Below are 15,978 nucleotides of genomic sequence, written 5' to 3' on the forward strand. Positions count from 1 at the left end.
CATCCATGGCGCCAACGGTCCTGCCAGCCCACACCGCCCCGCCTCTGACAGTTGGTCGCTGCTGTTGGTGGGTGCCGACCGTTGGTCGGCACGCTTCTGCTCTGCTGTTGGTAGGTGTCGACCGTTGGTCGACACGCTTTCCCCGGGGTCAGAGGGGGTTCAGTGGCGCGCGCTGAATACGCGCCGGGGACGGGTAGACTGGGGGCCTCGTTTCCATGAAAACCGGTTGCCCGATGTCCGTCAGATTCCGCTGGTTGCCCCTGTTGTGCCTGGCCCTGGCGGGCTGCAGCCAGCTGGAGAACCCTGGCAACGTGACCGCCGCCGACAAGGCGACGCGGGCGCCGGCCAGTGATGGCGAGAACATGGTCTCCATCAATGCGGCCGATGCACCGCCGCCGCCGGTGGCGCCGCCACGCAGCCGTGCCGATCGGCCGTGGCCGCAGGCGCAGCTGGAGAACGGCAAGGCCTGGGTCAGCTGTGGCACCGACTATGCCGCTGACGGCGGCGATGGTATCGAACTGGAAGGCCTGCAGCGCGAGCAGGTCCAGCAGGCGCTGCAGCCCTGCGTCGAGCGCGGGCTGCTGCGCGTGCGCTACCAGGGCAAGATCAACCCCGGTTTCGCCGAAATGATGTGGCGGCTGGCCGTGGTGGCCGACGCGCTGAAGATCCACAAGCGCATCCTCGATCTGGATTCCAGTGGTGGCCAAGTCGAGTCGGCCATCGTGGCCGGCGACAGCATCGGTGAATCGGGCTGGACCATCTGGGTGCGCGAGGGCTCCATCTGCCACAGCGCCTGTGTGTTCGTGCTGGCGGCGGGCGACAACCGGTTGCTGTCGGGCAAGGTCGGCATCCACCGGATGATGCGCATCAGCTCCAAGGCCACCTCGCGCGCGGAGCTCAACCGCGAGCTGCACGAGGTCTACGACAACGTGAAGGATTACCTGCAGCGCAACGGCGTTGCGGTGGGCGTGGCCGACCTGATGATGACCGTGCCCAACCGCAGCCTGCGCCTGCTCACCCCCGACGAGCTGCGCCAGTACGGGCTGGACGGCACCAATGCGGTGCAGGACGACCTGGAGCGGATCAAGCAGATGCGCGCCTGCGGCGATGATTTCGTGCAGCGCAAGGATGCCTTCCTGGTGGCCTTCGACCAGCAGTGCAAGCGCGAAGGCGCGGACATGGAATCGATCAACAGCTGCGGCCAGGCGCTGAAGCAGCGCTTCGGTTTCCCCGATGAGGTGTGCCCGGAAGAAAGCCCGCTCTCGGAAATCGACGTGGCGACCATGCCGCCGGCGCCGCCGGAGAAGCCGCCGGTGGCCGAGCAGCCGGCGGGCGAGGGTGCCGCACCGGCCGCGCAGGGCGATGCCGCGACGGTGGAAGCCAGCACACCCGCGCGCTGACAGCGTTCTCACCGGGCTGAAGTAGACTGCGGTTCTTACCCTAGAACCGGCGGTGTCCATGAAGCGCGTGCGTTTGCCGAAGTTCCTGCTGTTGTCCCTGCTGCCGATGACCGCGCTGGCGCAGGCCCCCGCGCCGGCCACGCCCGCTCCGGCTCCGGCGCGCCCGGCACCTGCTGCAGCGGCAGCCGCCAAGCCGGCCACGGCTGCGCCGGTCCTCACCGCTGCGCAGCAGGCACAGGTGCAGAAGCAGGATGCCGACATGAGCGCTGCGGCACTGATGGCTGCGCAACTGGTCGACAGCAACCGTGCCGGCGAGTTGTGGGATGGCGCTTCCGCCGTGGCCCGCCGCGCGGTGCCCAAGGCGGCGTTCGTCAGCCAGCTTGCGGCCGACCGCACGCGCCTGGGCACGATGAACGGACGCGGCCAACCCACCATCACCCGGGTCAAGTACGCCGCCGGGGCTGCGGTGCCGGAGGGGCTGTACATCAATGTCAGCTTCCCGACCCGTTTCGCCAACAGCACGCAGCCGGTGCGCGAACTGGTGTCGTTCCGCTTCGACGAAGACCAGACCTGGCGCCTGGCCGGTTACAGCCTGCGCGCGTCCGCGCCCTGACGGAGAACCTCGATGGCCACCGAGCTGACACTGCTGGCGTGGGCGATGCTGCTGGGCTTTGTGCACATCTTCGCGGCATCGGCCGTGGTCACGCGCGAGCGCGGGATGAAGTGGAACGCGTCGGCGCGCGATGCGCCCGACGTGCCACTGAGCCCGCTGGCGGGAAGGCTGAAACGGGCGCAGGCCAATTTCTTCGAGACGTTCCCGTTCTTCGCCGCCGCCGCGATCGCGGTGGTGGTGGCCGGGCGCAGCACGGATACCACGGTGCTGGCGGCGCAGGTCTATTTCTGGGCGCGCGTGGTCTACCTGCCGCTGTATGCCGCCGGCGTGCCTTACGTGCGCAGCCTGGTCTGGGTGGTCTCGATCGTGGCGGTGCTCAAGCTGGTGTTCGCACTGCTGTGATACGCGCGCGGGCCTGATCCAGATCAAGGCCAGTCATGCGCCTGGCGCTATGCTGGGCGCGACTGGATCAACGGCAGGAGGCGCGGATGCGCAGGATGGACGTGGTGGTGGTCGGTGCCGGCCCGGCGGGCCTGTGCTTCGCGCGTGCGCTGGCCGGCAGTGGCCTGCAGGTCGGGCTGGTCGAGGTGCAGCCGCGGCAGGCGCTGGCGCAGGCCGCCTTCGACGGCCGCGAGATCGCCCTGACCCATGCCTCCCGGCAAAGCCTGGAACAGCTGGGCCTGTGGCAGCGCCTGCCCGACGCCGAGATTGCCGAGCTGCGCGATGCGCGGGTGATGAACGGCGGTTCGCCGTTCGCGCTGACCTTCGCCAGTGGCCAGGTTGATGGCCAGCCGCTGGGCTGGCTGGTGCCCAACCACCTGATCCGCCGTGCGGCCTGGGAGGCAGTGCAGGGCCAGGACGGTCTGGAACTGTTCGATGGGCGCAAGGTGCTGGCCGTGCAGGCCGACGCGCAGGGCCACGTGGTCAAGCTGGATGACGGCAGCGAGCTGCATGCCCGCCTGCTGGTCGCCGCCGACAGCCGTTTTTCCACTACCCGCCGCATGCTCGGCATCGGTGCGCAGATGCGCGACTTCGGCAAGTCGATGCTGGTCTGCCGCATGCAGGTCGAGCGCGATCACCACCACACTGCGTGGGAGTGGTTCGGCTATGGCCGCACGATGGCGCTGCTGCCGCTCAACGAAGGCCGGGCGTCGGCGGTCATCACGTTGCCGCCGCGGCAGATCGAGGAACTGCTGGCGATGGACGAGGTGGGCTTCGGCGAGGCCATCACCGCGTGCTTCGAGCACCGTCTGGGGCAGATGCAGCCGGTGGCCACGCCGCAGGCCTATCCGCTGGTGGGGGTGTACGCACACCGCTTTGTCGGCGAGCGTTGTGCGCTGATCGGTGATGCCGCAGTGGGCATGCACCCGGTCACCGCGCATGGGTTCAACCTGGGCCTGGCCAGCGCACAGCGGTTGGCGCAGGGCATCCTGGCGCAGCAACGGCGGGGCGCGGACATCGCCGCGGCCGGCATGCTGGCCACGTACCAGCGCGGCCACCGTCTGGCGTCGCGGCCGCTGTACGAGGCCACCAACGCCATTGCCAGCCTGTACACCGACGACCGCCGGCCGGCACGCCTGCTGCGGGCGGCCGGGCTGCGGGTGGCGCAGGGCGTGGCGCCGTTCCGGCAGCTGATCGCCTCGCACCTCACCCAGCGGGTGGCCTGAACGGGCCTGGCCCCCAGGCTCAGCTGGCGGCCAGCACGCGGATCTGGCTGTCGGCGAATTCAACCACCTGGCCTGCGCGGATCTTGCAGGCCTTGCGCAGCTCGACTTCGCCGTCGACCAGGACCCGGCCCTCGCTGATGACCATCTTGGCCTCGCCGCCGCTGGTGACCAGGTCGGCCAGCTTGAGCAGCTGCTTGAGCTCGACGTAGTCGCCGTCGAGGTCGAATTCGAGGATCTGCATGGTGTGGATGTCCTGGAGAGGGGTCGGGAAGGGCGCGTATTGTGCGCCAGCGCGGCCCGGAAGGGGATGCGAATGGTTTCCTGTACGCATGGTTCAGGAAGAGTGCGGTATCATTCCGCTCTGAGTGAGTGAAATCTCCTCCGACCGAGCAGCGCCAGGGCACGCGATAAGAAGGGCGCCCAAAGCGCGGACCATCCCTTTTTTATCGCACTGCCATGCAGATGGCCGTGCCTTTGGAGTTCCCCATGTCCCAAGATTCCCAAGCGCAGCTGCAGTTCGCGCAGCTCGGCCTGTCCGAGCCCGTGATGCAGGCGGTCACCGCCATCGGCTACGAAACCCCGTCGCCGATCCAGGCTGCCACCATCCCGGCGATGCTGGAAGGCCGCGACGTGCTGGGCCAGGCCCAGACCGGTACCGGCAAGACCGCAGCGTTCGCACTGCCGGTACTGTCCAACATCGACCTGCAGCAGATCAAGCCCCAGGCCCTGATCCTGGCGCCGACCCGCGAACTGGCCATCCAGGTCGCCGAGGCGTTCCAGTCCTATTCGTCGAAGATCCCGGGCTTCCGCGTGCTGCCGGTGTACGGCGGCCAGCCGTACGGCCAGCAGCTGTCGGCCCTGCGCCGCGGCGTGCACATCGTGGTCGGTACCCCCGGCCGCGTGATCGACCACCTGGACCGCAGCACCCTGGACCTGTCCGAGCTGAAGACCCTGGTGCTGGACGAAGCCGACGAAATGCTGCGCATGGGCTTCATCGACGACGTCGAAGCCGTGCTGAAGAAGCTGCCGGAGCAGCGCCAGGTGGCCCTGTTCTCGGCCACCATGCCGCCGCAGATCCGCCGCATCGCGCAGACCTACCTGCAGGATCCGGTCGAAGTCACCATCCAGGCCAAGACCACCACCTCGGCCAACATCCGCCAGCGTTACTGGTGGGTGAGCGGCATGCACAAGCTGGACGCGCTGACCCGCATCCTGGAAGTCGAGCCGTTCGACGCGATGATCATCTTCGCGCGTACCAAGGCCGGCACCGAGGAACTGGCCAGCAAGCTGCAGGCCCGTGGCCTGGCCGCTGCCGCCATCAACGGTGACATGCAGCAGGCCCAGCGTGAGCGCACCATTGCCATGCTGAAGGAAGGCAAGCTGGACATCCTGGTGGCCACCGACGTGGCTGCCCGTGGCCTGGACGTGGAGCGCATCAGCCACGTGCTGAACTACGACATCCCGTACGACACCGAAAGCTACGTGCACCGCATCGGCCGTACCGGCCGTGCCGGCCGCAGCGGCGAGGCGATCCTGTTCGCCACCCCGCGCGAGAAGGGCATGCTGCGCCAGATCGAGCGCGCCACCCGCCAGCCGATCGAAGAAATGCAGCTGCCGAGCGTGGAAGCGGTCAACGACACCCGCATCAACAAGTTCACCTCGCGCATCAGCGAAACCCTCGGTGCCGGTGGCCTGGACTTCTACCGCCAGCTGCTGGAACGCTTCGAGAGCGAGCAGAACGTGCCGGCCATCGAAGTGGCTGCTGCCCTGGCCAAGATGCTGCAGGGTGACACCCCGTTCCTGCTGCAGCCGCCGGTGCGTGCCCCGCGTGAAGAGCGTGCGCCGCGTGAGCGTTTTGATCGTGGCGACCGTCCGGAGCGTGGTGATCGCTTTGACCGCAACGAGCGTGGCCCGCGCTTCGAACGTGGCCAGCGCCGTGAAGACGGCGAGGGTGGCTTCGAGCAGCGCCCGCGCCGTGACGTTCCGCCGCGCGGTGCGCCGGAGCAGGGCATGGAGACCTACCGCATCTCGGTGGGCCACCAGCATGGCGTGAAGCCGGCCAACATCGTCGGCGCCATCGCCAACGAAGCCGGCCTGGAAAGCCGCTTCATCGGCCGCATCGACATCCACGACGACTTCTCGCTGCTGGACCTGCCGGCGCAGATGCCGTCGGACGTCCTGTCGCACCTGCAGAAGGTCTGGGTGTCCGGCCAGCAGCTGCAGATGCGTGCGCTGGCCCCGGGTGAAGACACCAACCCCGCCCCGCGTCCGTTCAAGCCGCGCTTCGACAAGCGTGGCCCGGGCGGTCCGGGTGGTCCGGGTGGCCCGCGTCGTGGTGGTCCGGGTGGCCCGGGTGGCCATGGTGGCGACCGCGGCGGTGACCGCGACAGCCGCCCGCCGCGTCGTGACGGCTTCAAGCCGCGCGGCCCGCGCAGCTACTGATCCCCAGTGATGTGCCAGAACAACGCCAGCCTCCGGGCTGGCGTTGCTCGTTTCCGCTGCCCGAAACGGAAGCGGGGGAATTGAATCGGTTCAAACCCGCCCGCCCCCCAGGCCGTCGCGCCCGGTTTCGCATGGTCCACACATGGCCGTCCATAGGCTGGCATAGTTGGACAAGGAGGCTGTCACGGCACATTCGGGGGGATCCGGGATGGGTAGAGGTGGCAAGGAGCAGCATCAGCACCGGGTGCCGATGACCCGTGGGCTGGGGCTGCGGTTCGCATTGTTGACGGGCATGGCGATCGGACTGGTCGGCCTGTCCGCCTTGATCCAGGAACTGCAGGCGGCGTCCACCGCCTGGATTGCGGGCCAGGGGCACTGGTCGCGCGGCCAGCAGGATGCCACCGCTGCGCTCAGCCGCTATCTGGCGCGGGGGTCGGCGCACGACCTGGAGGACGCCCGGCGCGCCCTGCAGGTGCCGCTGGGCGATCTGCATGCGCGGTTGGCGCTGGAGCAGCCGCAACCGGACGAGGCGCAGGCGCGCGAGGGTTTCCTGCGCGGCGGCAATGCGCGTTCGGATGTGTCGCGGCTGATCTTTTCCTTCCGGTACGCACGCGACCTCGGCGAGTTCCGCGAAGCCACCCGCCTGTGGCGGCAGACCGACGCGCACCTGCTGGCCATGCAGGCGCTGATCGAAGAACTGGAGAAGGTGCCGCCGGAAGCGCTGCAGCAGCCCAGCGTGCGTGACCGCTACATGCAGCGCGTGCACGACGTGGACCTGCAGCTGCAGTCGCAGGCCGAAGCGTTCTCCCAGGCCCTGCTGCGCATGGCGCATACGGTGCGCATTGCCACGCTGATCGTCGGCGGCTTCTCGGTGCTGGCCATCACCCTGATGGCGGTGGCCCTGGCGCGGCGCGTCGGCAAGGACCTGACCGAGCATGAGAGCCGATTCCGCGCTGCCTTCTACCAGGCCAACGTGGGCATGCTGAAACTCGATGCGGCCGGGCGTGTGATGGAGGCCAACCAGGCCATGGCGGACATCCTCGACTACCGGCGCGATGTGCTGCAGCAGATGGCCCTGGGCGACCTGCTGATGGAAGGCGAACTGGTGCTGGACGATGAAGGGCGGATCAACTGGGACCGTCAGCTGCGGCCGGGCGAACTGCGCTTCCGCCGCCGCGACGGCAGCCTGGTCTGGGGCCGCTGGAGCGGTACCGGCGTGCGCAGCGCCGGCGGCCGGCTGTCGGTGTTTTCGATCATCGAGGATGTCAGCCAGAACCATGCGCTGGCCCGCGAGATCGAGCACCATGCCAGCCACGATCCGCTTACTGGCCTGATCAACCGCCGTGAGATCGAGCGGCTGCTGGAACGGGCGCTGCTGCAGGTCCGTTCCGAGGGCGGCACGCATGCGCTCTGCTACATCAACCTGGACCACTTCAAGCTGGTCAACGACAGCTTCGGCCACGCCGCCGGTGACCAGATGCTGCGCGGGTTCGCCGAATACCTGGTGGGCGCGGTACGCGATGGCGACTGGGTGGGGCGGCTGGGTGCGGACGAATTCGCGGTCTTCCTCGGCCGCGCCAGCCAGGACGAGGCCAAGCGCGTGCTGCAGCGGCTGATCCGCAACCTGGGCCAGGCAACGTTCCCGATCAGCGAAGGCAGCCCGCAGCTGAGCTGCAGCATCGGCGTGGTGGAAGTGACTGCCGACGCACCGGACGTGAACTGGCTGATGAGCGCGGCCGACAGCGCGTGCTATGCCGCCAAGCAGGCCGGCCGCAACCGCGTCCACTGTTTCAACGAGGACCGCCTGGCGCTGGACGAACGCCGCCATGAAGCCGAGCGCCTGCAGCGGGTAAGCCGGGCGATGGCCGAGAACCGCATGCTGCTGTATGCCCAGCGCATCGCCAAGGTCGGCGATCCGGGCTACCTGCATTACGAGGTGCTGGTACGCATGCGCGATGCCGACGGTGCGTTGCACATGCCGGGGCAGTTCATGCCGGCGGTGGAGCGCTATGGCATGGCCGTGGCGCTGGATCGCCACGTGCTTGGCCTGCTGTTCCGCCACCTGCAGGTGTGCACGGCGCACGTGCGCCAGCTGGGCCTGTGCAACGTCAACGTGTCGGCGCAGTCGATCGCCGAGCCGAGCTTCCTGGCCTTCGTCTGCGACCTGCTGGAGCGCAACCGCGCGCTGGCGGCCAAGCTCTGCTTCGAAGTGACCGAGACGGCAGCGATCAGCAACCTGACCCAGGCGCGTGCGTTCATCGATGCGGTGAAGGCACGCGGCTGCCGCATGGCGCTGGATGACTTCGGCTCGGGCCTGTCCTCGTTCGGCTACCTGCGGCAGCTGCCGGCGGACATCCTGAAGATCGACGGTGCGTTCGTGCGTGACATGGACACCGACGCGGTGAGCCGGGCGACGGTGCGCGCGATCAGCGAGCTGGGTCGCGAGCTGCAGATGGAGGTGGTGGCCGAGTGGGTGGAGACGGCGGAGGTGGCGCAGACGCTGGCCGACATGGGCGTGGATGGGTTGCAGGGCTACGCCATCGAGCGGCCGCAGCCGCTGGAGCGGTTGACGCTGGCCAACCAGCGGCCGGTGCGTCTGGTGGGTACCCCGGGCCCGCAGGGGTAGGGGGTGTTCGGCAGGGCTTGCAGCCCTGCACCTGCTTCAAGCCAGGGCAACGTCAACGTCAAAAGCTGGCGTTCCGTGGGATGGCGGGGAGGTGTGGGTGGGCAGGACACGCCGTAAACCCGTCCATGGGGGCTCGATGGCGCCATCCATGGCGCCAACGGTCCTGCCCACCCACACCGCCCCGCCTCTGACAGTTGGCCGCTGCTGTTGGTGCCAGCTGCTTTTGGTGGGTGCCGACCGTTGGTCGGCACGATTTTTCCATTGAATATCGGATGAATTCATCCACGCATGGCGTGGATCTACCGTGCCGACCAACGGTCGGCACCCACCACCAACAGCAGCAGGTTCTGACAGATCGCGGGAAACTGTCGAAGGCGGGGTGGGTCCGGTTGAGGGGGTGTGAGCGGCATGGATGCCGCGACCAAGCCGACATGGACGTATTTACGGCGTCCCCCTCAACCGGACCCACCCCGCCAACCCACGGATAGCAAGCTTTTGCTGTTGCTTCGGCAGGTGCAGGGCTGCAAGCCCTGCCAACCAACACCCCCCACCTACCACCATTGGCCTACACATTCCTGGCGCATTCCGCTGCGATAATGCCCGCCAGGGGCGACGCGCAGCGGGCGCGGGCGTGAGCAGAAACAGGATGTAGCGTGGTCGGCAGGCAGTGGCGTTACGGAACGGGGGCGGTGCTGGTCGTCCTGCTGATGGTGCTCGCCGCACCCTGGCTCGGCCATGCGCGCACGGTCGAGAACGGCCGCGATTACCTGCTGGTCGGTGCCGCCACCGATGAACCCACCCCCCATCGTGCCTGCACGCCGCAGATGCTGTCCGGCGATCGCCAGCAGGTCACCGTCGAAGCGCCGCCCGGAGGGTGGTCCGGCGAGCCGCAGGCGCTGGATGTGTTCAACGTGTTTGCCGGCGAAGTGCGCCTCAAGCACGGCGACCGCGAGATCTGCGGCAACATGCACGACGCGCGGACCCGCGACTCGCGCTTCCGCGCCGGCATCGGCATGGTCGCCGTGCCGCCGGCCGGCAGCCATGAACCGTTCGTGGTGTCCTGGCAGAGGCCATTGAAGGCACGCTGGGTGCCGACGCTGCTGCTGGGCGCGCCCAGCCCCGTGCAGCAGAACGACACCGCGCGCCTGCTGGTGCGCGCGGCCTGCATCGCGGTGGCCATCGCCCTGGCACTGTCGGCGCTGATGGCTTACCTGACGACGCGTGATCGCAGTTTCCTGTTCTACATCGCCGCCACCGTGGTGCTGGTGCTGTGGCAGTCCATCCTCGGCGGCCTCAGTGGCTACCCCGAACCGTGGTTGCCGGTCGGCCAGCGCGGCCCGTGGTGGTTGCTGTCGCTGACCGCGGCCACCCTGGCGCTGGTGTTGCCGGCGCTGTGGCGGCTCAACGGCGGTGACCGCGTGCTGCCACGCTCGCGCCTGGCCCAGCAGCTGCTGCTGTGGGGGCTGATGGGCGTGGCCGTGATGGTGCCCTGGCTGCAGCGGGAGACCCTGGCGCCGGTAGCGCGGGTGCTGCAGGCCTGCTTCATCGGTGGCTGCCTGCTGTCGCTGGCCATGGGCGTGTGGGCGCGCCTGCGCGGGGACGCCTGGGCCGTGGCCGGGCTGGCGTCGCTGTCGCCGATGCTGGTGCTGGTGGTGGCCGATGCGACCCGCGCGCAATGGCTGTTCGAGTACCGCGTGGAGGCACTGCAGCTGGCGGTCACCTGGCTGCTGATGATGGCCGCTTACGCGCTCAACCTGCGCCTGGGCCGGCTGCGCCAGCAGCGGGACGAGATGCGCCAGCTGGCCGAGACGGACATGCTGACCGGCCTGCCCAACCGCCGCGCCGGCCTGCAGCAGCTCGCCCAGCAGCTGGAACGGGTGCAGCGCGACGGCGGCCCGCTGGTGATCGGCTTCCTCGACATTGATCTGTTCAAGGACATCAACGACCGCCACGGCCATGCGGTCGGGGACCAGGTGCTGGTGGCCGTGGCCCAGGCCCTGCGCGCGGCCGTGCGCAACCAGGACGAAGTGGTGCGCATGGGCGGGGAGGAGTTCCTGCTGCTGCTGCCGGGCATGCCGCGCGACGCGGCCGCCGCCCGCCTGGAGCAGCTGCGCCAGCGCATCACCCAGCTCTGCCAGGACCTGCAGGTGCCGGGCCTGGAGGTGACCGCCAGCATCGGCCTGGCGCAGTGGCGCCCGGGCGAGGACGACCTGGCCGCGCTGCTGCGGCGGGCCGACCATGCCATGTACGTGGCCAAGCGCAGCGGCCGCAACCGGGTCTTCGACGGCGAAACCGTCGATCCATTGCTGCCGGCGTGACCCGGGCGGGGCGGGGATGGCCGATAATGGGGCCATGACCACCCGACTCAACAAATACATCGCCGAAACCGGCTTCTGCTCCCGCCGCGAGGCCGATCGCCTGATCGCCGCCCGCCGGGTCACCGTCAACGGCCACCCCGGCGGTACCGGCGCCGTCGTCGGCGAGGGCGATACCGTCCTGGTCGACGGCCAGCCGCTGCAGGTGCGCGTGGCCCGCAAGCCCGGCGCCCGCCGCCACGTCTACATCGTGCTGAACAAGCCGGTGGGCGTGACCTGCACCACCGAAAGCTCGGTCAAGGGCAACATCGTCGACTTCGTCGGCCACGAGCAGCGCATCTTCCCGATCGGCCGCCTGGACAAGGATTCCGAGGGCCTGATCCTGATGACCAGCAACGGCGACATCGTCAACCAGATCCTGCGTGCCGAGAACGGCCACCAGAAGGAGTACCTGGTGGCGGTCAACAAGCCGGTCACCGATGAATTCCTGCGCGGCATGGCCCGCGGCGTGCGCGTCCACGACCAGATGACCCTGCCGTGCCGCACCTCGCGCATCGCCAAGTTCGGCTTCCGCATCACCCTGGAGCAGGGCCTGAACCGGCAGATCCGCCTGATGGCCGCCGCGTTCGATTACCGCGTCACCCAGCTGCGCCGCGTGCGCATCGACAACATCAAGATCGGTGCGCTGAAGCCGGGCCAGTGGCGCAACCTGACCGAGCAGGAACTGCGCGGGCTGCTGCCCAAGCAGCAGGACTGGTAACCGACACCTGTAGAGCCGGGCCCATGCTCGGCTGGCGGGCTGCATCATCGGCTAGACTCGGCAGTGACCTGCCGGAACATGACGCTGCATGATCAAGCCCGACAAGCCTGCCAACGAGGCCCAGCGCCTGGACGCGCTGTACCGCTACCGCATCCTCGATTCGGAGCGCGAGAAGTCCTTCGATGACCTGGTGGTCATCGCCAAGGCGGTATGCGGCACGTCGATGGCCGCCGTCACCCTGATCGACGTTGAACGGCAGTGGTTCAAGTCGATCCAGGGCATCGATGCCACCGAGAACCTGCGCAGCGAATCGATGTGCGGCCACGCCATCCTGCAGCCGCGCGAGCTCATGGTGGTGGAGGATGCGCAGCAGGACATCCGCTTCCACGACAACCCGGTGGTGACCGGCGATCCGCACGTGCGTTTCTACGCCGGTGCGCCGCTGATCAGCAGCGACGGCCTGCCGCTGGGCACGCTGTGCGTGTTCGATCCCACCCCGCAGCACCTGGCCCCGGACAAGGCCGAGGCGCTGGCCGCGCTGTCACGCCAGGTCATGCTGGTGATGGAACTGCGCCGCTTCGCGCTGGATATCCAGAGCCACATGGTGCAGCGCGATGACTACGAGCGCCTGCTGTCGGAGTACCACGACGTGCTGCTGGCGCAGAACGCCGACCTGACCGAACAGAGCCGCACCGATGCGCTGACCGGGCTGCCGAACCGGCGCGCGATGGCCGCTGCCCTGCAGGACGCGGTGGCCAGCGCCGATGGCCAGCCGCGGCAGACCTGCGTGGCCCTGGTGGACATCGACCACTTCAAGCACATCAACGATTTCCAGGGCCATGCCACCGGCGACCGGGTACTGGCCGAACTGGGCGTGCTGCTGCGTTCGCACTTCGCCGGGCGCGGCCTGGCCGCGCGCTATGGCGGCGAGGAATTCGTGGCACTGATGCCGGACGTGGACCTGCGCACCGCCGAGCTGCAATGCGAGTTCCTGCGCATGGCGGTGGCCGACCTGCCGCTGGGCTTCCCGGTGACGGTCAGCATCGGCGTGGCCCAGCACCAGGCCGGCGAAACCACCGACCAGACCCTCGCGCGCGCCGACGCGGCGCTGTACCGCGCCAAGGCCAACGGCCGCGACCGGGTGGAGCTGGCGCCGTAGAGTCGAGCTTGCTCGACTGCTTCTGCCCTTCTGTAGAGCCGAGCCATGCTTGGCTGATTCTCGCGGAGAACAGTCGAGCATGGCTCGACTCTAAAAAAGCGCCTTACTCGGCGATGTTGCGCGCCTCGGCCGTGCCCAGGATCTCCGGATGCTGCACCGGCTTGCGGCGGTTCAGCAGCGGATGCAGGAACACCGCACCGACGATGATCGCCACGCCCAGGTAGAACCACGGCGTCACTTCATGCTGCTCACGCAGCAGCACCACCGCCAGCAGCACGGCATAGACCGGCTCCAGGTTGGTCACCAGCTGCACGGTGTAGGCGCTCAGATGGCGCAGCGCGACCAGCGCCAGGGCGAACGGCAGCAGCGTGCAGGCGCCCGCCAGCACCAGCAGCAGGATGCCATCGTGCAGGTCGGGCACCACCCACAGGGGGCTGGCCAGCGCCGGCAGCAGGTACGGCAGCACCGGCGCCAGCAGGGTGAGGGTGAGCGTGCCGGCGCCCAGTTCCAGCGCGGTCACCGTCAGCGGATCGGCATGGCTGACCATGCGCTTGTTGAGCGAGCCGAACACCGCCACCAGCAGCGCCGACAGTGCGCCGACCAGCACGCCCAGGCGCATGCCATCGGGCACGCCGCCGACCACCAGGGCCACGCCCGGCAGCACCGCCAGGCCGAAGGCCAGCTCGCGTACCTGGAAGGGCCGCTTGGCCACCCACGGTTCGATGATGGAGGTGAACACCGGCGCCAGTGCGATGCAGGTGGCGGCCACCGAGGCATTGGCCAGCTTCACCGCGCCATAGAACGTCAGCCAGTGCAGGGCGACCAGCGCACCGATGCCGGCATAACCGGCCACCAGCCGCAGCGGCAGGGTGCGCAGCCCGCGCCAGACCCGCGGCAGCAGGGCCAGCATGGCCACCACCAGCAGCATGCGCCACCACACCAGCGGCAGCGCCGGCAGGGTGATCAGCTTGCCGAGGATGGCGGTGACGCCCCACAACAGGACACAGAAATGGATCTGCCAGAGCGCTTTGCGGGTGTCGGGGGTCGTCATCCGTGTATTGTGCGGCAAGCGCAGGGCGGCCGGCGATGGCGGTGGCCTGCCCGCTGCATCCTGTCCCTGGAGCCCGTGCATGCCTGCCGACCGTTCGCTGCTGCGGGGTTGGGCCGCGCTGACCGCGCTGGTCGCCGCCGCGTCACTGCTGCTGCAGTACCTGTTGCTGGTCACCGGCCCCGGCGGCAGCGCGGGCATTGCCGCGGCGACCCTGCGCTTCTTCGGCTACTTCACCATCCTCAGCAACCTGGCGGTGTGCGTGGGCTGCCTGTGTCTGGCGTCGGGACGAGCGCTGCGGGCGACCCCGGCGGCGGTGCTGGCGCTGTGCATCGGCGTGACCGGCCTGGTCTATGCGGTGGCCCTGCAGGGGCTGTGGCAGCCCACCGGCCTGCAATGGTGGGTCGACATGGGCCTGCACTACGCGGTGCCGCTGCTGTACCTGGGTGGCTGGCTGCTGCTGTTGCCGCACGGGCACCTGCGCTGGCGCGCGCTCGGCAGGGTGCTGCTGGTGCCGGTGGCCTACCTGGGCTGGGCGATGGCGGTGGCCGCCCTGCTCGGCCAGGCGCCGTACCCGTTCCTGGAATGGCAACGGATCGGTGCAGCGGCATTCGCGCTCAACGTGCTGCGGGTTGCCGGCGTGTTCGTGCTGGGCTGGAGCCTGCTGTGGGCGCTGGATCGCTGGCGCCGTCGCTGAGCCGCTGCAGGGCCATCGCCGCCGCCGGGTTGCGTGCCTTGCCCGCGCCGATGCACAGCAGGTAGACCTCGCGTGGCTGTGGCACGGCGGGCTCGGCCAGGCAGGGCAGGTCGTCCACGGGTTCGCCGCGTGACCACCGCTGCGCGCGGTCTGCCCAGCGCTGCTGCTGCGGGCGTGGCAGGCCTTCGCGCAGGCGCGCCTGACTGCGCTTGATGCGCGCGTAGACGAAGCCAGCGCTGACATCCCCGTGCAACGGTGCCTCGTCGCTGTCTTCGATCACCAGGGCCACGCCATGGCGGCGCGCGGCGGCCACCAGCTCCGGCCCGTGCACCTGCGCGTTGCGCACTTCCAGCGCGTGCTGCAGCGGCACGCCCTGCAGGGTTTGCGGCAGTGCAGCCATCAGTGCTTGCAATGCCTCCGCGTCGGCCGGGTGCCTGGGGTCGAACTGCCACAGCAGCGGGCCCAGCCGGTCACCCAGTGCCAGCGCGGCCTGCAGGAAGGGTGCGGCCGCTTCGACGGTGGACGACAGATCGCGGCGCTGCACGAGGTAGCGCGGCGCCTTCATCGAAAAGCGGAAACCGTCCGGCGTCTGTGCAGCCCACTGCGCGCACTGCGCTTCGGTGGGCGTGCGGTAGAAGGTGCCGTTGATCTCGATGCAGCGCAGCGCGTGGCTGGCGTGGGCCAGCTCTTCGCGCTGCGGCAGGCCGTCGGGGTAGAACACCCCGCCGCGCCACGCCGGAAACACCCAGCCGCCAATGCCGCAGCGGATCGCTGCGGGTGTCACTGGCCGTGGTCCGCGCGCCAGGGATCGTAGCTGCCGAACCACCACACGTAGCCTTCCGGGTCGGCGCAGGCGTAGCCCCTGCCGCCGTAGTCCTGGTCGGCGATGTCGATGACGATGCGCGCGCCGGCGGCCTTGGCCCGCGCGTAGTGGGCGTCGGCATCGGGAACGATGACGCACGCGCTCTGCGTCTGCCGCCCATCGACCTCATCGGGCATCACCGCCAGCTTCGACCATTCACCGCTGCTGCTGGCCGAGCCGAGCATGACCATGCCCTGGCCGAACACCAGCTGCGCGTGGAAGACCGTTTCGCCTTCGGCGTACACCGCCTGTGCATGGAAGCCGAACGCGCGCTGCAGCCAGTCGATGGCGGCCAGCGCGTTGCGGTAGCGCAGGCACGGAATGATGGTGGAACCGGTGCTGGATGGATCGCTGTGGGCCATGACACCCCTCCTATGGCACAGGGCAGG

General features: G+C 69.1%; 14 protein-coding genes. 10 read left to right on the forward strand and 4 right to left on the reverse strand.

Annotation, left to right across the window (positions count from 1 at the left end):
• Positions 1-233 precede the first annotated feature (233 nt).
• The 4 genes from C1927_RS06885 to ubiM all read left to right on the forward strand — a co-directional run bounded on the left by C1927_RS06885 (position 234) and on the right by ubiM (position 3,680).
• A complete protein-coding gene (locus C1927_RS06885; RefSeq protein WP_079221215.1) occupies positions 234-1,400 on the forward strand; it encodes a hypothetical protein in 1,167 nt (388 codons plus the stop codon).
• Positions 1,401-1,458: 58 nt separating this feature from the next.
• Entirely contained in the window at positions 1,459-2,013 is a 555-nt protein-coding gene (locus tag C1927_RS06890; RefSeq protein WP_079221216.1) for a DUF4019 domain-containing protein, read from the forward strand.
• A gap of 12 nt (positions 2,014-2,025) precedes the next feature.
• Positions 2,026-2,415, forward strand: coding sequence for an MAPEG family protein (locus tag C1927_RS06895; protein WP_079221217.1), 390 nt, complete (start codon positions 2,026-2,028; stop codon positions 2,413-2,415).
• Between the two features lie 86 nt (positions 2,416-2,501).
• Entirely contained in the window at positions 2,502-3,680 is a 1,179-nt protein-coding gene (gene ubiM, locus C1927_RS06900) for a 5-demethoxyubiquinol-8 5-hydroxylase UbiM (protein WP_108746270.1), read from the forward strand.
• A gap of 19 nt (positions 3,681-3,699) precedes the next feature.
• Here the strand turns inward: ubiM and C1927_RS06905 are convergent, their stop codons facing one another.
• The gene (locus C1927_RS06905) at positions 3,700-3,921 is read right to left on the reverse strand and encodes an RNA-binding S4 domain-containing protein (protein ID WP_108746271.1); all 222 of its coding nucleotides are present in this window, start codon (positions 3,919-3,921) and stop codon (positions 3,700-3,702) included.
• A gap of 245 nt (positions 3,922-4,166) precedes the next feature.
• On the opposite strand from C1927_RS06905, the gene C1927_RS06910 reads away from it, so the two are divergent.
• The 5 genes from C1927_RS06910 (at position 4,167) to C1927_RS06930 (ending at position 12,982) form a co-directional block, all read left to right on the forward strand.
• Positions 4,167-6,122: a DEAD/DEAH box helicase gene (locus C1927_RS06910; RefSeq protein ID WP_108746272.1), complete on the forward strand. Its 1,956-nt coding sequence runs from the start codon at positions 4,167-4,169 to the stop codon at positions 6,120-6,122.
• Positions 6,123-6,330: 208 nt separating this feature from the next.
• On the forward strand, positions 6,331-8,748 hold the full coding sequence (locus tag C1927_RS06915) for an EAL domain-containing protein (RefSeq protein ID WP_108746273.1): 2,418 nt from the start codon (positions 6,331-6,333) through the stop codon (positions 8,746-8,748).
• A 653-nt stretch (positions 8,749-9,401) separates the two neighbouring features.
• Positions 9,402-11,066, forward strand: coding sequence for a diguanylate cyclase (locus tag C1927_RS06920; protein ID WP_108746274.1), 1,665 nt, complete (start codon positions 9,402-9,404; stop codon positions 11,064-11,066).
• A 34-nt stretch (positions 11,067-11,100) separates the two neighbouring features.
• Entirely contained in the window at positions 11,101-11,823 is a 723-nt protein-coding gene (locus tag C1927_RS06925; RefSeq protein WP_079221222.1) for a pseudouridine synthase, read from the forward strand.
• 88 nt (positions 11,824-11,911) lie between these two features.
• Positions 11,912-12,982, forward strand: coding sequence for a sensor domain-containing diguanylate cyclase (locus C1927_RS06930; RefSeq protein WP_079221223.1), 1,071 nt, complete (start codon positions 11,912-11,914; stop codon positions 12,980-12,982).
• Positions 12,983-13,085: 103 nt separating this feature from the next.
• Here C1927_RS06930 and C1927_RS06935 read toward each other — a convergent pair whose 3' ends face one another.
• Positions 13,086-14,033: a DMT family transporter gene (locus C1927_RS06935; protein WP_108746275.1), complete on the reverse strand. Its 948-nt coding sequence runs from the start codon at positions 14,031-14,033 to the stop codon at positions 13,086-13,088.
• 79 nt (positions 14,034-14,112) lie between these two features.
• On the opposite strand from C1927_RS06935, the gene C1927_RS06940 reads away from it, so the two are divergent.
• Positions 14,113-14,727 carry a Pr6Pr family membrane protein gene (locus C1927_RS06940; RefSeq protein ID WP_108746276.1) on the forward strand — a complete coding sequence of 205 codons (615 nt, stop codon included), beginning with the start codon at positions 14,113-14,115 and terminating at the stop codon, positions 14,725-14,727.
• On the opposite strand, the gene C1927_RS06945 is transcribed toward C1927_RS06940, so the two are convergent.
• On the reverse strand, positions 14,648-15,511 hold the full coding sequence (locus C1927_RS06945; protein WP_108746277.1) for a DUF72 domain-containing protein: 864 nt from the start codon (positions 15,509-15,511) through the stop codon (positions 14,648-14,650). The two genes, C1927_RS06940 and C1927_RS06945, sit on opposite strands and share 80 nt — an antisense overlap.
• Entirely contained in the window at positions 15,508-15,951 is a 444-nt protein-coding gene (locus C1927_RS06950) for a VOC family protein (RefSeq protein WP_108746278.1), read from the reverse strand. Before C1927_RS06950 ends, C1927_RS06945 begins: the two co-directional genes overlap by 4 nt.
• Positions 15,952-15,978: the final 27 nt, after the last annotated feature.

Origin of the sequence: Stenotrophomonas sp. ZAC14D1_NAIMI4_1 (genome assembly GCF_003086775.1) — a bacterium.
GTDB lineage: Bacteria > Pseudomonadota > Gammaproteobacteria > Xanthomonadales > Xanthomonadaceae > Stenotrophomonas.